Origin of the sequence: Clostridium sp. CAG:221 (assembly GCA_000435835.1) — a bacterium.
Taxonomy (GTDB): Bacteria; Bacillota; Clostridia; order Clostridiales; family Clostridiaceae; genus Clostridium.
In genome coordinates, this window is sequence record FR883369.1 from 1 (window position 1) to 17198 (window position 17198).

Below are 17198 nucleotides of genomic sequence, written 5' to 3' on the forward strand. Positions count from 1 at the left end.
ATTGATATTACACAATTCTTTCAACAGTCCCTTCCAATAACTACATCTATTCCATTACAAAGAATTTTTCTTTGCTCCTCTGAAATAACTTCATTATTATTAATAATTAGTTTATCATCACATAATGATTTAATTAGCATTACAATTTCATTTAACTCTATATATTTTCCAGTTCCTATATTTAAATATGAGCTAGCTCCTTCTTTAACTACACCTATATCATTACAAAGCAAATAATCTAATGATACTGTAAAGTAATCTGCAAATTTTCTTATAGTATTCATTTCAGGTATTCTTCTATTAGTTTCATAGTGACTTATGGTTGCCTTAGTTAAAGCATAGCCATATTGCTTATTAAAATCATCTGCCAATTCTTCTTGTGTTAATCCTTTAGAAACTCTTATACGTTTAAACCTTTCACCAAAAGAACTCATTTTTTTCTCCTATACTTTTTTATAAAGTATAACCATTTTTACATAATAAAATCTTAAAAAGCAATTCCATATAGAAAATAGTATATTATTCGAAAATATCTTTTAAATTTATACTTAAATCTTTAAATATAGTGCTTGTATATATCTCTTCCCCTTTAAAAGTATTTGTTATCTGATATTGTCCTTCTATTAACGTATATTGAACTATGAATCCATTTTGCTCAACAATATTATATTCAAGAACTCCAAACTTTTGATATACATATAATTTAGTAATATAATCATGATTAGCAGTGCTTCTAGATATTACTTCAAATATAATTTTAGGTGGTGATAAGAAACTTTCTCCTTGTTTTTCTGGATTATCACACATGACAAAAACATCTGGCTTATATTTATGAAGTTCCGATTCATTTTTGAATATAACTTCTATTTGTTCATCATATGCTCTACACTTGCTACCTTTTAAATACATAATTAACGCTGCTAAAATATTGCCTTTTATTAAATTATGTTTAATTGATGTATTAGATGCTAATATAATTTCTCCATTTTCATATTCAGCTTTTCCATTAAAATTTGCTTGAATTTCTTCAAACTCTTTTTCAGTATAATAAGCTTTCACATTATTCGGTATATTCACCCACTTCACCTCCATATATAATTTTTTCACTGATATTGTATATTAATAATTATATCCCACTACTATTCTTTTATAAACATTTTTCTTTTGATACAAATCACTTGCAAATATTAACATAAAAATATAGAATATCATTGAAGATTGTCGGATAATATAGTAATATACAAAATATTACAAGACTATATATTTATTTTTAACGAGGATATTTAATGAAGATTATAAAATTTAATAAAGAACTAAAAAAAATCTTAACTATGGTTTGTATAATTTCTTTTATTAGTATTATTACAAGCTATGCAAATATAATTGAAAATTTTAATTTTAAAAATATCACCATTGAAGATGGTTTATCTCAATCTACTGTAAAAACCATATATCAAGATAGCAGAGGTTATATATGGGTAGTAACCGATGCTGGTCTTAATAAGTATAATGGATATGAGTTTAAACAGTATAAGCATGATGAATATAATAAAAACTCAATATCTGATAATTATATTATTGATATTGCAGAAGATAAAAATGGACGTATATGGATTTCAACTATAAATGGCTTAACTAGAATTGATACTGATAAAGATGAAATAAAAAATTATTACTCAGAAAAAGATAATGGTAATTTATTAAATAGTAATCGTTGGAGACTTCTTACTACTAAAGAAGGTAAGCTTATTGTTTTTGGTATAAATGGAGTTAATTTATACGATGAAGAAAAAGATACTTTTAATAGTATTGCCTTAAAAGAAAATAACCTTAACACTGCAGTTATATATTCAGAAGAAGAAGATTCTAATGGTCATATATGGGTTGGAACTGACAAGGGACTGGTAGAATTAGATAAAAATTTAAACCTAATAAAATCTTATGAAGATACCATAGGAGAAGTTGAGGTATATAACATATATGATGACTTAAAAGGAAATCTATGGGTTTGTACTCTAGGTAATGGATTATTTAGAATAAACTTAAATGATAAAAGTATAAAGAATTACAAAAATAGTAGAAGTGCCTCTTCCATATTAAGTAATAATATAAGAGATGTAATCAGCGATTCAAAAGGTAAACTTTGGATTGCTACAGATATAGGACTTTGCTCTTTTGATTATAAAACCGAGGAGTTTATATCATATAATAAAAAAACAAATGAGAGCGATACTTTAATAAATGGCTCAATACTTTGCTTATTTAAAGATAAAAGTGGACTTATATGGATAGGTACACACAATGGGATAGCTACCTTTAATCCAGATACTAAATTTTCACATTTTAAGTCAGATCCATATGATAGTAATAGTATAAGTGGAGATTCAATTTATGGTATATATAAAGATGATGATAATCTGTTATGGCTAGGAACTAGTGAACAAGGTGTAAATATTATAAATGAAAAAGAAGTTAAATATTTACATACAGAAAATAGTAATTTACTTAGCAATACAATAATTGATATAACTGGATATGAAAATAAAGTGTTTATTGGAACCAATAATGGTTTATCTGTTTTAGTTAAAGATAATGAAAGTTATACTATAACAAACTATACAGAAAAAGAAGGTTTACCATCAAATAAAATAACATATCTATTTGTAGACTCTAAAGGATCTTTATTTATAGGAACTAGTAATGGATTAGCCATATTAGATTCCAACAATAAGCTTATAGATGTTACATATATACTTGATGACATTGGCGTATCTGATAAATTTATAGGTGCTATTTATGAAGATTCAAGAGAAAATTATTATATAGGTTGCTTTTTAGGTGGAGGATTAATAAAAATTAATCCAAATACTAAGGAATATAAAATATATAAAAATATTGACAATGATGAAACTAGTTTAAGCAATGACTGTATAATTTTTATAAATGAAAATTTAGACGGAAATATACTAGTTGGAACAAGTTATGGACTAAATATTCTTGATGTTAATAAAGATACTTTTAAAAGATATACAGAAAAAGATGGACTTATAAATAATACTATATACGGCATACTGGTTGATGATAGTAATAAAATATGGATAAGTACAAATGAAGGTATATCTGCACTTTGCACTAAAAAAAATGACTTTGAGAATTTCACCATAATAGATGGTCTTCAATCTAATGAGTTTAATGGAAGATCTTGTTTTAAAGATAATAATGGTAATATGTATTTTGGTGGTATAAATGGATTTAACACTTTTAATCCTGATAATATAGAAATATCCCAGTTTAAACCAAATATCACAATTGATAGTGTTCAAGTAAATGGAGTAAACAGAAAAGATATATCTAATACTAAACTTAAGCATAATGAACATAATATAAAAATAAACTTTTTTGCAAATGATTATACAAACACCAAAACAACTAAATTCTACTATAAATTAGATGGTCTATCTGATAATTGGACTTTAACTCAAAATAACTCAATTGAATTTGTGAATTTACCTGCTGGTGATTATACATTAAGAATAAAAGCTAAGACACGACATGGAGTTGAGGGAGAAGAAAATATACTTAAATTTACTATCAAACCTCCTTTTTGGAAAAGTAACATTGCAATGTGTTTATATATACTATTAATAATGGCATTGGTAATTAAAAATAAATATAAGGTAAAGAAACTGGATAAATTGGTTAATGAACGAACTAAAGATTTAAGAGTACAGATGGATAAAAATGAGGCATTATTTAAAAAAGTGTTAATGCTAGAACAAAATAAAAATATTTACTTTGTTAATCTATCCCATGAGCTTAGAACACCTCTAAATATTTTAACTAGCATTAATCAATTAATAAAAGATCTTTGCAAAAAAGAAGTATTTATAACCCCAGAAAAACTATCTTATTATATGAATATAATGGAAAGAAATAATCGTAGGTTATTAAATTTAATTAATAATATAATTGATAATTCAAAAATTGAAAATAATAACTATATACTAACTAAAACAGATGAAAATATAGTTTATTTAGTAGAAGATACTGTACTTGATATGAAAGACTATATCGAAGAAAAAGGAATTGAATTAATCTTTGATACAGATGTAGAAGAGAAAATTGTTAGATGTGGTAAAACAGAAATAGAAAGATGTATTATAAATCTAGTTGGCAATGCTGTTAAATTTACTCCTAAAGGTGGATTAATTGAAGTAACAATAAAGGACTTAGATGATAAAGTACAGATATCTGTAAAAGATAATGGTATAGGTATTAGCGAAGAAAATAAAAAGCTAATATTTGATAGATTTAATCAAGTTGTAGATGAAAATGCTGAAGTAAAAGGAGGAAGTGGTTTAGGACTTACTATAAGTAAGCAACTTATAACACTTCATGGTGGACATATATATGTAGAAAGTGAAGTTGGCATAGGTAGCGAATTTATAATAATACTTCCTGCAAATAACCATTAAATAATAGATGGACAGTAGATGGATTTGTGTAAAATGCAAATCTACCTACTGTCCATTAATTATTTTTATAACTCTTCTCCATTGCTAGCAATTACTTTCTTATACCAGTAGAAGCTCTTCTTTCTTGTTCTATTTAAAGTTCCTGTTCCATCATTATTTTTATCCACATAGATAAATCCATAACGTTTCTTCATTTCTCCTGTACCAGCACTTACTAAATCAATACATCCCCATGGAGTATATCCCCAAAGCTCTACACCATCATCTATTGCTTCTTTCATTTGCTCAATATGAGCTTTTAAGTAATTGATTCTATAATCATCATTGATACTTCCATCAGCTTCAACAGTATCCACTGCTCCTAAACCATTTTCAACTATCATTAGTGGAATTTGATATCTATTATAAATTTCATTTAATGATGTTCTTAATCCTACTGGATCTATTTGCCATCCCCAATCACTTGCTTCTAAGTATGGATTCTTTAATCCCATTGAAAGATTCCCACCTGTAGTCTCTAAATTTGGATTATTGCTTACACAACTTGTCATATAGTAACTAAATGTATAAAAATCTACTGTTCCAGCTTTAAGATTTTCTAGATCTCCTTCTTCCATCTTAATATCAATATTATTTTCTCTAAAGAAACGTTTTGCAAATCCTGAATATTCTCCTCTTACTTGAACATCTGAGCATAAATAATTTGAAAACTCTTCTTTTTGTTGAGCTAATAAAACATCATCAGGGCTACATGTATATGGATATTGTTTACCATATGCTATCATACATCCAATTTTAAATTCTGGATTAATTGAATGTCCTAATTGTACAGCTTTAGCACTAGCTACAAATTGATGATGTAACGCTTGGAAACATTCTTCATAGTGATTATTTCCATTTGCTCCAAATGTTAATTCTCTAATATCATCAAACATAACCCCTGCTCCCATAAAAGCAGCTGCTGGTCCATGTGTTATAATATTTATTTCATTAAATGTTAACCAATACTTAACTACATCCTTATATCTGTTAAATATAGTTTCGCAATATCTTAAATAACAATCTATTGTTTCTCTTCCTAACCATCCATTCCATTTTTCTGTCAAACCAAATGGTGTTTCATAATGCGATATTGTTACTAATGGTTCTATATTATATTTTTTTAATTCTGCAAACACGTCATCATAAAATTTTAAACCTTCTTCATTTGGCTCTAATTCATATCCATTAGGAAAAATTCTTGTCCAATTTATTGACATTCTAAAAGTTTTAAATCCCATTTCTGCAAATAATGCAATATCTTCTTTATATCTATGATAAAAATCTATAGCCTCATGGCTTGGATAATATGTTCCTTCTTCTAAAATCGGTGTAATTCTTCTTGCCTCAGTATGTGTACCACCAGTCATTACATCTGCTGTACTAAGACCCTTTCCACCTTCTCTATAACCACCTTCAAATTGATTAGCTGCTGTGGCACCACCCCATAAAAAGTTTTCTGGAAACTTTATATTACTCATATTTATACCCTCCATTATTTACAAATTCCCCTTACAATTACATCATATCCATTTAATGAACACTTGTCAATAGTTTTTGTTCATAATATGAACACTATTTTATAAAAAATGAACACTTATCCAGTGCTCAATATATTTATTATTTAATTTTAGTATATTATATCTAATCCATCACAATTAAAATCTATTTTACTATCAGTAATTATAGTGCCTTCATTAAAGTTACCATAAGTATAAAACCTTCTTATATTAAACTTACTTTTATCAGCTAGTATATAGCACTCTTTTGATGACTTTATTACCGCTCTCTTAACATCTCCATCTATTAACAATGATGTGGTAAAGCCTGCTTCTTTATCAATGCCCATGGTTCCTAAAAAAGCTACATCAAAATTCATATTACTTACTTTCTTTTCTGTATCTTCACCTATTATAAGATTTTGATCTGGCTTAGCATATCCACCAAGGATATATGTATTTATCCCCTTAGCCATAAGCTTCTGTATATGAGCTATCCCATTAGTAACCACAGTAATATTCTCCGCTTTAATAAAATCTATAACATAATAACAAGTAGATCCAGAATCAATAAAAATCACATCATTATTTTTAATAAATGTTGCTGCTTTCTTTGCTATCTTTATCTTTTCTTCCTTATGGGTATTTAATATATTGTCTAAGCTATAATTAGCATAATTGTCTTCGGCATCTTCAACTATCTGTGCACCACCTCTAGTTCTAACTATAAGCTTTCTTTCCTCCATTGCTATAAGATCTCTCCTTAAAGTAGATCTTGATATATTAAATTCATTCATCAGCTCTTCAACTGTAGCAAACTTTCTATTTCTTAAATAATTTACTATTTCTGTCCATCTATCTAATAAAATCATAGTATCACCTTTTTAAATTGTTCATTATATGAACAAATACTATCATTCCTTTTCTTCATTGTCAAATATTATAATAGATAGTTGATAATTCATTGAATCATCAACTATCTATTATTAAATAAACTTATATCTATATTCCTTCATCTCTTAGAAACATTGATTTAATAACCATTTCCAGTGATTAATTCTATATTATAAGAGTTTTCCTCTACTTCCTCTGATACTTTAAAATCATCACTCCTAAATAACAACTTATGAAGCTTTTTAACATTGGATGCTAATGTATCTGGAATTACACAAGAACCTACAGTATCAATTTCTTCTCCTCTAAAATCAAAAGGAAATCCTAAAGATTCTTCAATAGAATAGGATAGTATGGAAAATCCTAAAGATAATAAATCATCTTTGCTAAAATTTGTTTCAATTAAAGGAAATACATTGTCCATAATTTTAAGTAAAACTTTAGGGGAAGACTTTTTTGCTTTTTCATTAATTAATTCTATAAGTTTTCTTTGGCGTTCAGTACGTTTAAAGTCATTTCCATCAGTATAACGAATTCGTGCATAGCATACAGCTTGTATACCATTTAATTTGTAGGTCCCTCCAACTTCTGGTGAAATAGGTACATAACTCTTACCAGTAATTTGTGCAGTTTCTTCGCAAAATTTATTTATCAAGGTAACTTCCTCATCTGTTAAGGCTATGGTAACACCATCAATTGCATCTACAATTTCTGCTAAAGCACTAAAATCAACGGTAATATATTCTTTTATATTTAAATCTAAATTTTCATTCAGCATTGATACTGCTTGCTCTGATCCTCCTAATAGGTATGCTGAATTACATTTTAAATATTCTTCATTGCCCACATTTAGCAAGGTATCGCGATAAACAGAAACTATATTTACCATCTGCCGATTATTATCAATACTCATTACAATAATTGTATCGCTATTTGCTCTTTTTGAATTACTATCCCTGGAATCAACCCCAAATAAAGCAATATTGGTATATGGCGTTAAATTACTATCATTTACTATACCTTCATTAAGCTTAATATTTTCCTGACTAACACTAGAGTAATTTATTTTATCTAATTTTGCATTTAACTGTGCATATAAAAATAATCCTCCAGCTACTATCAATAAAATGCAGACTCCTATACCAATTAAAAGTTTTTTCTTCATCCCTTCGCCTCCCTGGACTCTTCCATGATGCCTGGCCATATTTTTCTTATATCTATTAAAATTAAAGTCTTAATCTGCTTTGTATTTTAATAATTAGATATACTTCTAAAAAGTAAATCTGCATAGGCAACTTGTCCATCTGCATTTAAATGAATACCATCATCGTAAAACCACTCTGGATGTGACGGTGCAGTATTTTCCCAATCAATTATATGAACATTATCATTCTTTTCTGCCAGTGTATGAATAATAAAATTGGAGTCATTTTGCCATTGCAGATGCTGTCCATATACAGTAACCCAATATATAGTTCTATCCTTGCCCAGGTAATCTATCAAATCTTGACCTGTTGCTTCATCAAAAGGTCCATTTGTTCCAAGGGCTATAATAATTATCTTGCCTAAATTTCCTTGGTTATCTAAGTTTTCAATAATTTCTTTTGCACTTGTTACCTGTCGAGATTCCTTAGCATCAATTATACATTGAGGAAGAATATTTTTTATTGCTGGAGATGCTCCAAGCATTATAGAATCACCTACTGCTGTTATAGAGTCCAAAGTTGCTTTTTGCTTCTCAGATTCATCTACATGCTCTTCCAGTTCTCTATTTTCTCCTTCTGTGATCTCTTCACCTGCCTCTTGTAATGGCTCATCTTCTAAGCCTTCAGCTTTCTTTTCCTCTAACTGCTTTTTTTGCTGTTCCTCTAATTTTTGTGAGTTCCTATGAAGTTCCTCCTGTAGCTCTGCCATATTATTATCTTTTTCCTCAGGAGCTATAACAAAACTACAGCCTCCAAGTCCAAGAATAAATAGTGCTATATAGGTCATAAGGACAAAGGAAATCTTCTTTACCTTTTTAACATTTTTATCCCACCAATTGATTCTTCTAATTAATGTAAAATAATGTAGCCATTCTGAAAGAATTAGAATAATAGCTACTTGTAGTAAGATAAATAGTAAATTATTATCTAATTTCAAATAGTTAAATATAAAAATAACAGGATATTGCCATAAATATATTTCATAACTTCTTTTACCAATCCATGATAATGGTTTTAAATCAAGCATCCTTCCTATTGGTAAATGAGAATCCATTGTAAGTTCAATGATTCCACAAAAAATTAAAGTTATGGCAAGCATTCCGCCTCTATAAGTAATGTTGCCTTGTCCATCCATGAAAATGTAAGCAATAAACACCACCATCATTGCTATTTCAAAAAGAGACAATTTAAAATCTCTTCTTGCCTTAGTGATTTTATTGATCTTTGCTCTCTTAGGCATTAATCCCATACAAACACCCAATAGCAAAGCAAATATTCTTGTATCAGTACCATAATATATCCTTGATAAATCTGTACCGCTCTCATACAAAACTGGCATAATAAAAGAAGTAGCCATAGCTATAACAAGAATAATGTATATACCTATCTTTTTTAACCTACTCTTATTAATGAATTTATAAATAATAAATAAAAGTGGCCATAGAAGATAAAACTGCAATTCTATGGCAAGATACCATAAATGTGTAAAAGGAGATGCGTTTGTAATCTTAGTGAAATAGGAGGAATTCTGTAAAATTTGCCACCAATTATTATATCCAAATATAATGCTTAGCACTTCCTGTCTAATACCATTTAATATTTCAGGATCAATAAGTTTTAATACGCCAATGGTTGCAAATATAACCACTAGTAAAGAAGGATAAATTCTCTTTATTCTATTTTTATAAAAACATAATAAATCAAATTTATCATTTTCCCATTTATTCTTTGAGGTAACTGCAATTAAATACCCTGACAAAACAAAAAATAGTGAAACTCCAAGAAAACCACCTTTAACTTCATAAGGAAACATATGATAGAGAGTTACACCTATTACTGCAATCCCTCTTAAACCATCTAATCCAGAAATATACTTCCCCTCAGTTTTTGTGGCAAAGCTATCTTTTTTCTTAATAGAATCATTTAACAAAGCAACCACACCCTTTTCTAAAGTAATTTGTAATACAACTTTAATGCAATTAATTTTTAGAAATAGCTTTTTTAATTAATCTCAACCATTGCTTAATAAGATTCATGTAGAATATTTTGCTATATTTACACATTTAACTACCAACATAATTGTATGATTGAAATTCACCTTTTATATCTTAGTTCTCTGCAAAGTTTAAAGGAATCCTTAAGGTTATATGACTAAAAAATCCTGAAGCTTAAATTGCTTCAGGATTTTTCTTATATAAAGGTTACAACCTCTTCTAATGGTTTTCTTTTAGGACTATCTGGTGTTTCATCTGCTGGGACTCCCAATGAAATTATGGACATTAATGAGTATTCAGACTTTTCAAATTTGATTATTTCTTCAATTTCTTTTTTTGCATGAGCTGGACCTGTCATATAACAAGTACCATATCCCATAGCTGTTGCTGCTAACATAAAGTTTTCTACTGCTGCACCAATTCCTTGTGCTGCTGATTGTGTAGATTTCATAACTTCTATTATATCTTCACCTACATTATTTTCTCTTAATATCTTTTCTTCCACCATCTTATATTCATTGGCATAAACTAATATGGCACATGATGACCTTTGGAAATTAATGTAATAAGGTAATACTCTCATAAACTTTTTCTTTTCATCTTCATTTTTGGTTAATGAAGCAATATATTCATGGCTCTTGCTTACTGCATCAGCCATCTTATTTATTATTTCTTTATCTTGTACCACAACAAAATGCCAGTTTTGTTGATGCTTTGGTGATGGTGCATGAGTTGCAGCATCTAACATCTTTAATATATCTTCCTTTGGAACTACTGCATCTTTATAATCTCTAATGCTTTTTCTCTTATAAATAAAATCTAATTTTGACATTAAATCTTCTCCTTCGTAATAATGATATTATTAATTTCCTTAATTTTATACTATTTTCACATAATTAACAAATTAACAAATTAGTTAATTTTTCCTTCATTTTATTCATTTTTTATTCTCATGTATGGTTAATTGCTTAATAATATAAACTTAACTATAATTTTATATATAATTATTTAATAACGATTGGAGAAATTTATGAGTACATCTTTAAAAATACAAAAACCTAAATTCATTGATGAACTTGAACAAGTGGATGATTTATATGAAGAAATAACCCTTGCTGAAAAGATTCAAAATAAAATAATTGAAAATGATCTTCTGGAGGATAAGGATACATATAGTCTTACCATTGATTCTTGCAAGTTTAAAAATATTGTTTTCAGTAACTACGTATTACCTAATATTGATTTAATTGATACGGTTTTTGAGAACTGTGACTTATCAAATATTGATTTCTCTGGAGGAAGTATCCATAGAGTGGAATTTATTAATTGCAAATTAATGGGGACAAAATTTAATGATACGTCTTTAAAAAATGTGTTATTTAAGGATTGTTTGGCTAAATATTCAAGCCTTGCCTTTTCAAAATTAAATAACATAATAATATCTAACTGTAATTTTCAAGATTCTAATTTCCAAGAAGTTAAATTAAATAAAATTGAATTCCAAAATAGTAATTTAATAAATTGCTATTTTAATAAAACTAGCCTTAATAAAATAGACTTAACAACTTGTGATATAACTGGCCTAGATCTTGAAATACCTGACCTAGCGGGGGCAACAGTCACTACTATGCAAGCCCTAGAGCTTACTAGACTATTAAATATTAACATTAAATAATTTATGTAGTGATGAACTTAGTTAATGATGAATGATGAGTGATGAACTTAGTTAATGATGAATGATGAGTGATGAATTATGAATTGTTGAATAAACTCCTTACGGAGTTTAGGAAAAAATATAATTTTAGAAACTCTTCGAGTTTCAACAATAATTCATAATTCGTAATTCATAATTCATCATTTAATTTAGAAACTCTTCGAGTTTCAACCATAATTCATCATTCTTAATTCATAATTCATCATTAGTTTATTATTCATTATAAACTTTAAAGTATCCTTGTGGATGTAAGCATGCTGGACATGACTTTGGTGCTTCTTCACCTTCATAGATATATCCACAATTTGTACACATCCATAACACTGATTCTTCTTTCTTAAAAACAGTATTATTTTGTAAATTATTAATTAGCTTTTCATATCTCTTTTCATGATTCTTTTCTACCTCTGCTATTCTTTCATAAGCTGCAGCAATGGCTGAAAATCCTTCTTCTCTAGCTTGCCTAGCAAATTCTGGATAAAGAATTGTCCACTCTTCATTTTCTCCTGCTGCTGCAGCTTTTAAATTATCTAGAGTATTATCATGATATGATACTGGATAAGTTGATGTTATCTCAATTCCCTGATCTTTAAAATCTTCTTTTAAAAATTTATAAAATCTCTTAGCATGTTCTTTTTCTTGTTCTGCTATTTCTAATAAAATATTAGCAATTTCAACATATCCTTCTTTCTTAGCCAAACTAGAGTAATACGTATATCTCATTCTAGCTTGTGATTCTCCTGCAAATGATTTTAATAAATTTTCAGCGGTTCTTGTCCCTTTTAATGTCATAAGACTCACTCCTTCATTAACAATTATTCTCTACTGTAAATTATATCCATTTTATTTCATTTTAAAACTCTTTTTTAAAATTTTTTATAGTTTGTATTTCCTTTCAAACAATAGTTTCTAATATATATTTACATAAGAAAAAAGTAGATAGAACTAATCCTATCTACTTTTTTCTTAGCAACAAACATATTCTTTTATTCCTACTGCTACTCCATCATCATGAACACTTTCTGTAACTTTATGAGCATATTTTTTCACTTCATCACTGGCATTTCCCATGGCAATTCCACAACCAACTGTTGACAACATTTCAATATCATTAATACCATCTCCAAAAGCATAACTATTTTCAATTGGTATATTTAAAATATCTAAAACTTTAAGTATTCCATGGGCCTTTGTATTTCTTTTTAAATATATTTCATAAGCCTTTTCACTAACACTACTAAAATATCCGTATTCACTATTACTTTCTACTAATGATACACACTTCTTAGCAGCATACTCATCAGGACATAAAACTTCTATTTTTTGCACCTGTAGTTGAGATAAATCATATTCTTGTATAATCAATTCATTATTTATACCAACTTTATTATAAAAATCATTAAATTCTTTAAATTCCTTTTTAGATATGTGTAATGTGGTGTTTCTAAAGTATATTGTATATTACATCTATCAAATTCATTGACCATATTTTTAACATAATCCTTGTCCATAAAATCACTGTATAAAATCTTACCATTCATAATAGCAAGAGCCCCATTAGCTAATATAAATCCATCAAAACCAAAATTTAATATTTCTTGGCTTAAAAAAGCATAAGGCCTTCCTGTTGCAATAAATATATAATTACCCTGAGCTTGTAAATCTTTAATTGACTTTTTAACATCCTCTCGCATTTCTTTTACTCCTGCAAAGGAATCTACTAAAGTTCCGTCTATGTCAAAAAAAACTATTTTCCTCATACATTCTCCCCTTTTTACCATTCAGTATCATTTGTTATCATTTTATACTATTCATTATGCTTAGTCAATTGAACTGCCATTTTTTTTATACTATAATGATAATAAATAATACTAATAAGGAGTTGCATATAATGTTTACTGAGGAACGTCATGAACATATTTTAAATTTATTAAAGAACAATGGTAAAGTTCTAGTAAAGGATTTAAGCAAAGAGTTTAATGTCAGCGAAAGCATGATTAGAAAAGACCTACAATTTTTAGAAAAGAAGAATTTATTACAACGCACCTATGGTGGTGCCATTAATATAAAGCAATCTTATTCCAATGTAGAATCATTTAATAAGAGAGTTTCTAAAAATACAGATCTAAAAGAAAAGTTAGCTATTAAAGCTTATAATGAAATTAATGACAAAGATACTATCTTTCTTGATGCATCTACAGCTTCCTATATGATTGCTAAATTAATTGTAAAAAATAATAAAGATGTAATATTAATTACAAATATGCTTGAAATATCATCACTTATACCTGAAAACTCTAAAACAAAATTTATTTTTATTGGTGGTGACTATAATCCATTTGTTGGTGGAAGTATTGGCTCTCATTCTATAGCACAAATCAATCAATATAGATGTACAAAAGCTTTTATTGGATGTACAGGCATAAGTTTAGCTGATGGTTCTATAAGTACCATGCTTTCAGAAGATGCTTATACTAAAAGTGCCATAATGAATATTTCTAAAGAACTTTATATCGTAACATTAAATGAAAAATTCGAAACTACTGGCAGTTTTACCTTTGCAAACATCTCTGACTTTAATGCCATAATAACAGAAAGCCAACCAGACAAATCAATACTTAAATCACTTGAAGAAAATTATATTACTATAATTTAATAAACATAAACAATATATTGTAAACTTCATATTAATAGAGATACATAACTTATGTATCTCTATTAATATTTTTACACAGCATATTTTTATTAATTCTTTTTAAAATTAGGTTCATATTTATCATAAACCTTATTCTTATATAAAAATGCATTTCTTGGACAACTATTCATACATCTTTGGCACAATAAGCATTTATCATTAAAGCTTACTTTATTGCTTAAATTAATACTTTTTCTTGGACATTTTATTTCACATATCCTGCAATGAATACATTTATTTAAATCAATTTCTATGTTTTTTGTTAACCTTTTAGCCATATGAGGATAAAAAATCTTATATACTGCTCTTGCAAAATATACTTTTAAAAAATTTGTATGATATATTTTTTCTCTGTCACTTAAAAATTCCTCCAAAGCTTTACTACTGAAGTTAATAGCTTCTTTTATCCTTTTTGCTTCTTCCTCTTTAGGTGTTTTTTTAAACATAAAGTTATAAAAATTATTGGGCATCTGTATATATTGGCAGTACTTAACATTTAGGAAAGATGCTCTATCTAAAACATCTTGAAAAGCTGATGATGGTACATTAGATGATTGAGTGGAAAATAACATGCATCTACCTGTATAACCATATAAATTCTTTCTTATATAGTTAACTAACATATCTGGATATAAATCAACATATATAGGTCCTCCTATAATTATATATTTATAATTACATGGAAGCACTGTATCTTTTTCAATATTTATTAAATCTGTATATATATTCCTATCTTCCAATTCTTTTTTCATATTACATGCTACAAATTTTGTATTACCTGTACCTGAAAAATAAATGATAGCAGCTCTTATCATTTTCTAACTCCCCCCCTATAAAATAAACACCCTTATAACATATTATAATGTTATAGGATGCTTACTATATCAACTTTTTAATTTTATTACCTAAAATTCTCCTTTATGTTAAATCATATCTTTTAAATTTAATTCTGAACTATCCTTCTTAACTGCTCCTATATAGTATTCGATACCCTTACTTACAGCACCAAATTCTCCATGACTATCTGAACCTACAGTTATAATCATATCATTATTCTTGCAAAACTCTACACAAGTCTCTGTCATCATCTCACTATTAGCAGGATAATAGCATTCAACACCATCTATACCTATACTTTTGAATTTTTCTAGCTTTTCTAATACTTCTTCTTTAGTATTATTCTTATAATAATTACATGGATGTGCTAAAACTACATATCCATTAGCTTCATGAACAGCTTTTACCACTTCTTCAACAGTTGGATAATCAAAATACTCATGGCCACATTTATATTTCCCATAATATTTTACACCTTCAAATAACTCACTAGTTATCCCTCTGTCAAATAAATAATGGATTCCCTTCCACCCACCTTTTCTTTTATCATAATCATAAGCTTCATAGTCTTCACTGCTTATATTCTCATAATCATTTTCCATTCTTTTTATAAGCTCAATGCTCGTTTCTAACAATTCATTTTTTGCTTTATGTACCAAATTAAATAAATTTTCATTATCCTCAAAATTATAAGCTAATATATGCACTACTATATCTTCAAATCTAGCATCTATTTCTACTCCTCTTATAACTTTAATACCAAATTCTTCAGCTGCTTCTTTAAGCTCAGTATATGAATCTAAAACATTATGATCAGTAATTGCTATTAGCTGGACATTTCTCTTTTTTGCATCCTCCACTATTTCTCTTGGTGACATTGTTCCATCTGAATAATAACTATGCATATGTAAATCTGTTAACATAACTTTTTTCCCCTTTTTCATATTTTATATAGTTAAATTTTAATCATTAAATCTAGTATTGTCCACAATTCATCCTATTAACAGCTAATTTTTGTTATTTTCTGTTTTCTTTCCTGTATATTTAGGGTATAATAAGCTTTAGGAGAATTTTGTATACATAAGTGGAATTAATTCTCTATTAATATTAAAGTACACGGAGGTATTGCCATGTTAGTTTCAGCTAAAGAAATGTTAAACAAAGCAAGAGAAGGTAAATATGCTGTTGGTCAATTCAACATTAATAACTTAGAATGGACAAAAGCAATATTATTAACAGCTCAAGAAAACAACTCACCAGTAATCTTAGGAGTATCTGAAGGTGCTGGAAAATACATGTGTGGTTACAAAACAATAGTTGGTATGGTTAACGGAATGTTAGAAGAATTAAACATAACAGTTCCAGTTGCTTTACACTTAGACCACGGTAGCTACGAAGGATGCTACAAAGCTATGGAAGCTGGATTCTCTTCAGTTATGTTCGATGGATCTCACTATCCAATAGCAGAAAACATCGAAAAGACTCAAGAATTAGTAAAAGTTACTTCTGAAAGAGGATTATCTTTAGAAGCAGAAGTTGGATCAATCGGTGGAGAAGAAGACGGTGTTGTTGGTAAAGGTGAAGTTGCTGACGCTCAAGAATGTAAATCAATTGCTGATTTAGGAGTTACTATGTTAGCAGCTGGTATCGGAAACATCCACGGAAAATACCCAGCAAACTGGCAAGGACTTGCTTTTGATGCTTTAGAAGAAATCAATGCAGCTTGCGGAAACATGCCATTAGTATTACACGGAGGAACTGGAATCCCAGAAGATATGATCAAAAAAGCTATATCTTTAGGAGTTTCTAAAATCAACGTTAACACTGAATGTCAATTAGCATTCCA

At 28.2% G+C, this 17198-nt stretch carries 14 protein-coding genes and 1 pseudogene; 4 read left to right on the plus strand and 11 right to left on the minus strand.

Features of this window, described 5'->3' with window-relative positions:
* Positions 1-20: 20 nt before the first annotated feature.
* Positions 21-434, minus strand: coding sequence for a helix-turn-helix domain-containing protein (locus Q5O44_RS02285; protein ID WP_022166767.1), 414 nt, complete (start codon positions 432-434; stop codon positions 21-23).
* An 85-nt stretch (positions 435-519) separates the two neighbouring features.
* Positions 520-1077 carry a Uma2 family endonuclease gene (locus Q5O44_RS02290; protein WP_022166768.1) on the minus strand — a complete coding sequence of 186 codons (558 nt, stop codon included), beginning with the start codon at positions 1075-1077 and terminating at the stop codon, positions 520-522.
* A gap of 209 nt (positions 1078-1286) precedes the next feature.
* On the opposite strand from Q5O44_RS02290, the gene Q5O44_RS02295 reads away from it, so the two are divergent.
* Positions 1287-4475, plus strand: coding sequence for a two-component regulator propeller domain-containing protein (locus tag Q5O44_RS02295; protein ID WP_022166769.1), 3189 nt, complete (start codon positions 1287-1289; stop codon positions 4473-4475).
* A gap of 65 nt (positions 4476-4540) precedes the next feature.
* Here Q5O44_RS02295 and Q5O44_RS02300 read toward each other — a convergent pair whose 3' ends face one another.
* The 5 genes from Q5O44_RS02300 to Q5O44_RS02320 all read right to left on the minus strand — a co-directional run bounded on the left by Q5O44_RS02300 (position 4541) and on the right by Q5O44_RS02320 (position 10938).
* Positions 4541-5995: a glycoside hydrolase family 1 protein gene (locus Q5O44_RS02300; protein WP_022166770.1), complete on the minus strand. Its 1455-nt coding sequence runs from the start codon at positions 5993-5995 to the stop codon at positions 4541-4543.
* Between the two features lie 149 nt (positions 5996-6144).
* Positions 6145-6885 (minus strand): DeoR/GlpR family DNA-binding transcription regulator, encoded by a 741-nt coding sequence (locus Q5O44_RS02305; protein WP_022166771.1) that lies wholly within the window; start codon positions 6883-6885, stop codon positions 6145-6147.
* 161 nt (positions 6886-7046) lie between these two features.
* A complete protein-coding gene (locus Q5O44_RS02310; RefSeq protein ID WP_022166772.1) occupies positions 7047-8072 on the minus strand; it encodes an LCP family protein in 1026 nt (341 codons plus the stop codon).
* 86 nt (positions 8073-8158) lie between these two features.
* The gene (locus tag Q5O44_RS02315) at positions 8159-10042 is read right to left on the minus strand and encodes an acyltransferase family protein (protein WP_022166773.1); all 1884 of its coding nucleotides are present in this window, start codon (positions 10040-10042) and stop codon (positions 8159-8161) included.
* A gap of 260 nt (positions 10043-10302) precedes the next feature.
* On the minus strand, positions 10303-10938 hold the full coding sequence (locus tag Q5O44_RS02320; protein ID WP_022166774.1) for a nitroreductase family protein: 636 nt from the start codon (positions 10936-10938) through the stop codon (positions 10303-10305).
* Positions 10939-11136: 198 nt separating this feature from the next.
* On the opposite strand from Q5O44_RS02320, the gene Q5O44_RS02325 reads away from it, so the two are divergent.
* Positions 11137-11781 carry a pentapeptide repeat-containing protein gene (locus tag Q5O44_RS02325; protein ID WP_022166775.1) on the plus strand — a complete coding sequence of 215 codons (645 nt, stop codon included), beginning with the start codon at positions 11137-11139 and terminating at the stop codon, positions 11779-11781.
* Between the two features lie 252 nt (positions 11782-12033).
* On the opposite strand, the gene rbr is transcribed toward Q5O44_RS02325, so the two are convergent.
* Together rbr and Q5O44_RS02335 are read right to left on the minus strand one after the other, a co-directional pair.
* The gene (gene rbr / locus Q5O44_RS02330) at positions 12034-12612 is read right to left on the minus strand and encodes a rubrerythrin (protein ID WP_022166776.1); all 579 of its coding nucleotides are present in this window, start codon (positions 12610-12612) and stop codon (positions 12034-12036) included.
* A 174-nt stretch (positions 12613-12786) separates the two neighbouring features.
* Positions 12787-13601 (minus strand): annotated as a pseudogene (locus tag Q5O44_RS02335) (HAD family hydrolase).
* 110 nt (positions 13602-13711) lie between these two features.
* Here Q5O44_RS02335 and Q5O44_RS02340 point away from each other — a divergent pair.
* Complete coding sequence (locus tag Q5O44_RS02340; RefSeq protein ID WP_022166779.1) at positions 13712-14476, plus strand: DeoR/GlpR family DNA-binding transcription regulator; 765 nt, start codon at positions 13712-13714, stop codon at positions 14474-14476.
* Positions 14477-14565: 89 nt separating this feature from the next.
* Here the strand turns inward: Q5O44_RS02340 and Q5O44_RS02345 are convergent, their stop codons facing one another.
* Together Q5O44_RS02345 and Q5O44_RS02350 are read right to left on the minus strand one after the other, a co-directional pair.
* Positions 14566-15330, minus strand: a complete 765-nt coding sequence (locus Q5O44_RS02345) for an EFR1 family ferrodoxin (protein ID WP_022166780.1) — start codon at positions 15328-15330, stop codon at positions 14566-14568.
* A 108-nt stretch (positions 15331-15438) separates the two neighbouring features.
* Positions 15439-16275, minus strand: a complete 837-nt coding sequence (locus tag Q5O44_RS02350) for a PHP domain-containing protein (RefSeq protein WP_022166781.1) — start codon at positions 16273-16275, stop codon at positions 15439-15441.
* A 207-nt stretch (positions 16276-16482) separates the two neighbouring features.
* Here Q5O44_RS02350 and Q5O44_RS02355 point away from each other — a divergent pair.
* Positions 16483-17198: class II fructose-bisphosphate aldolase (locus tag Q5O44_RS02355; protein ID WP_302637163.1), on the plus strand; the 716-nt coding region annotated here is incomplete at its 3' end.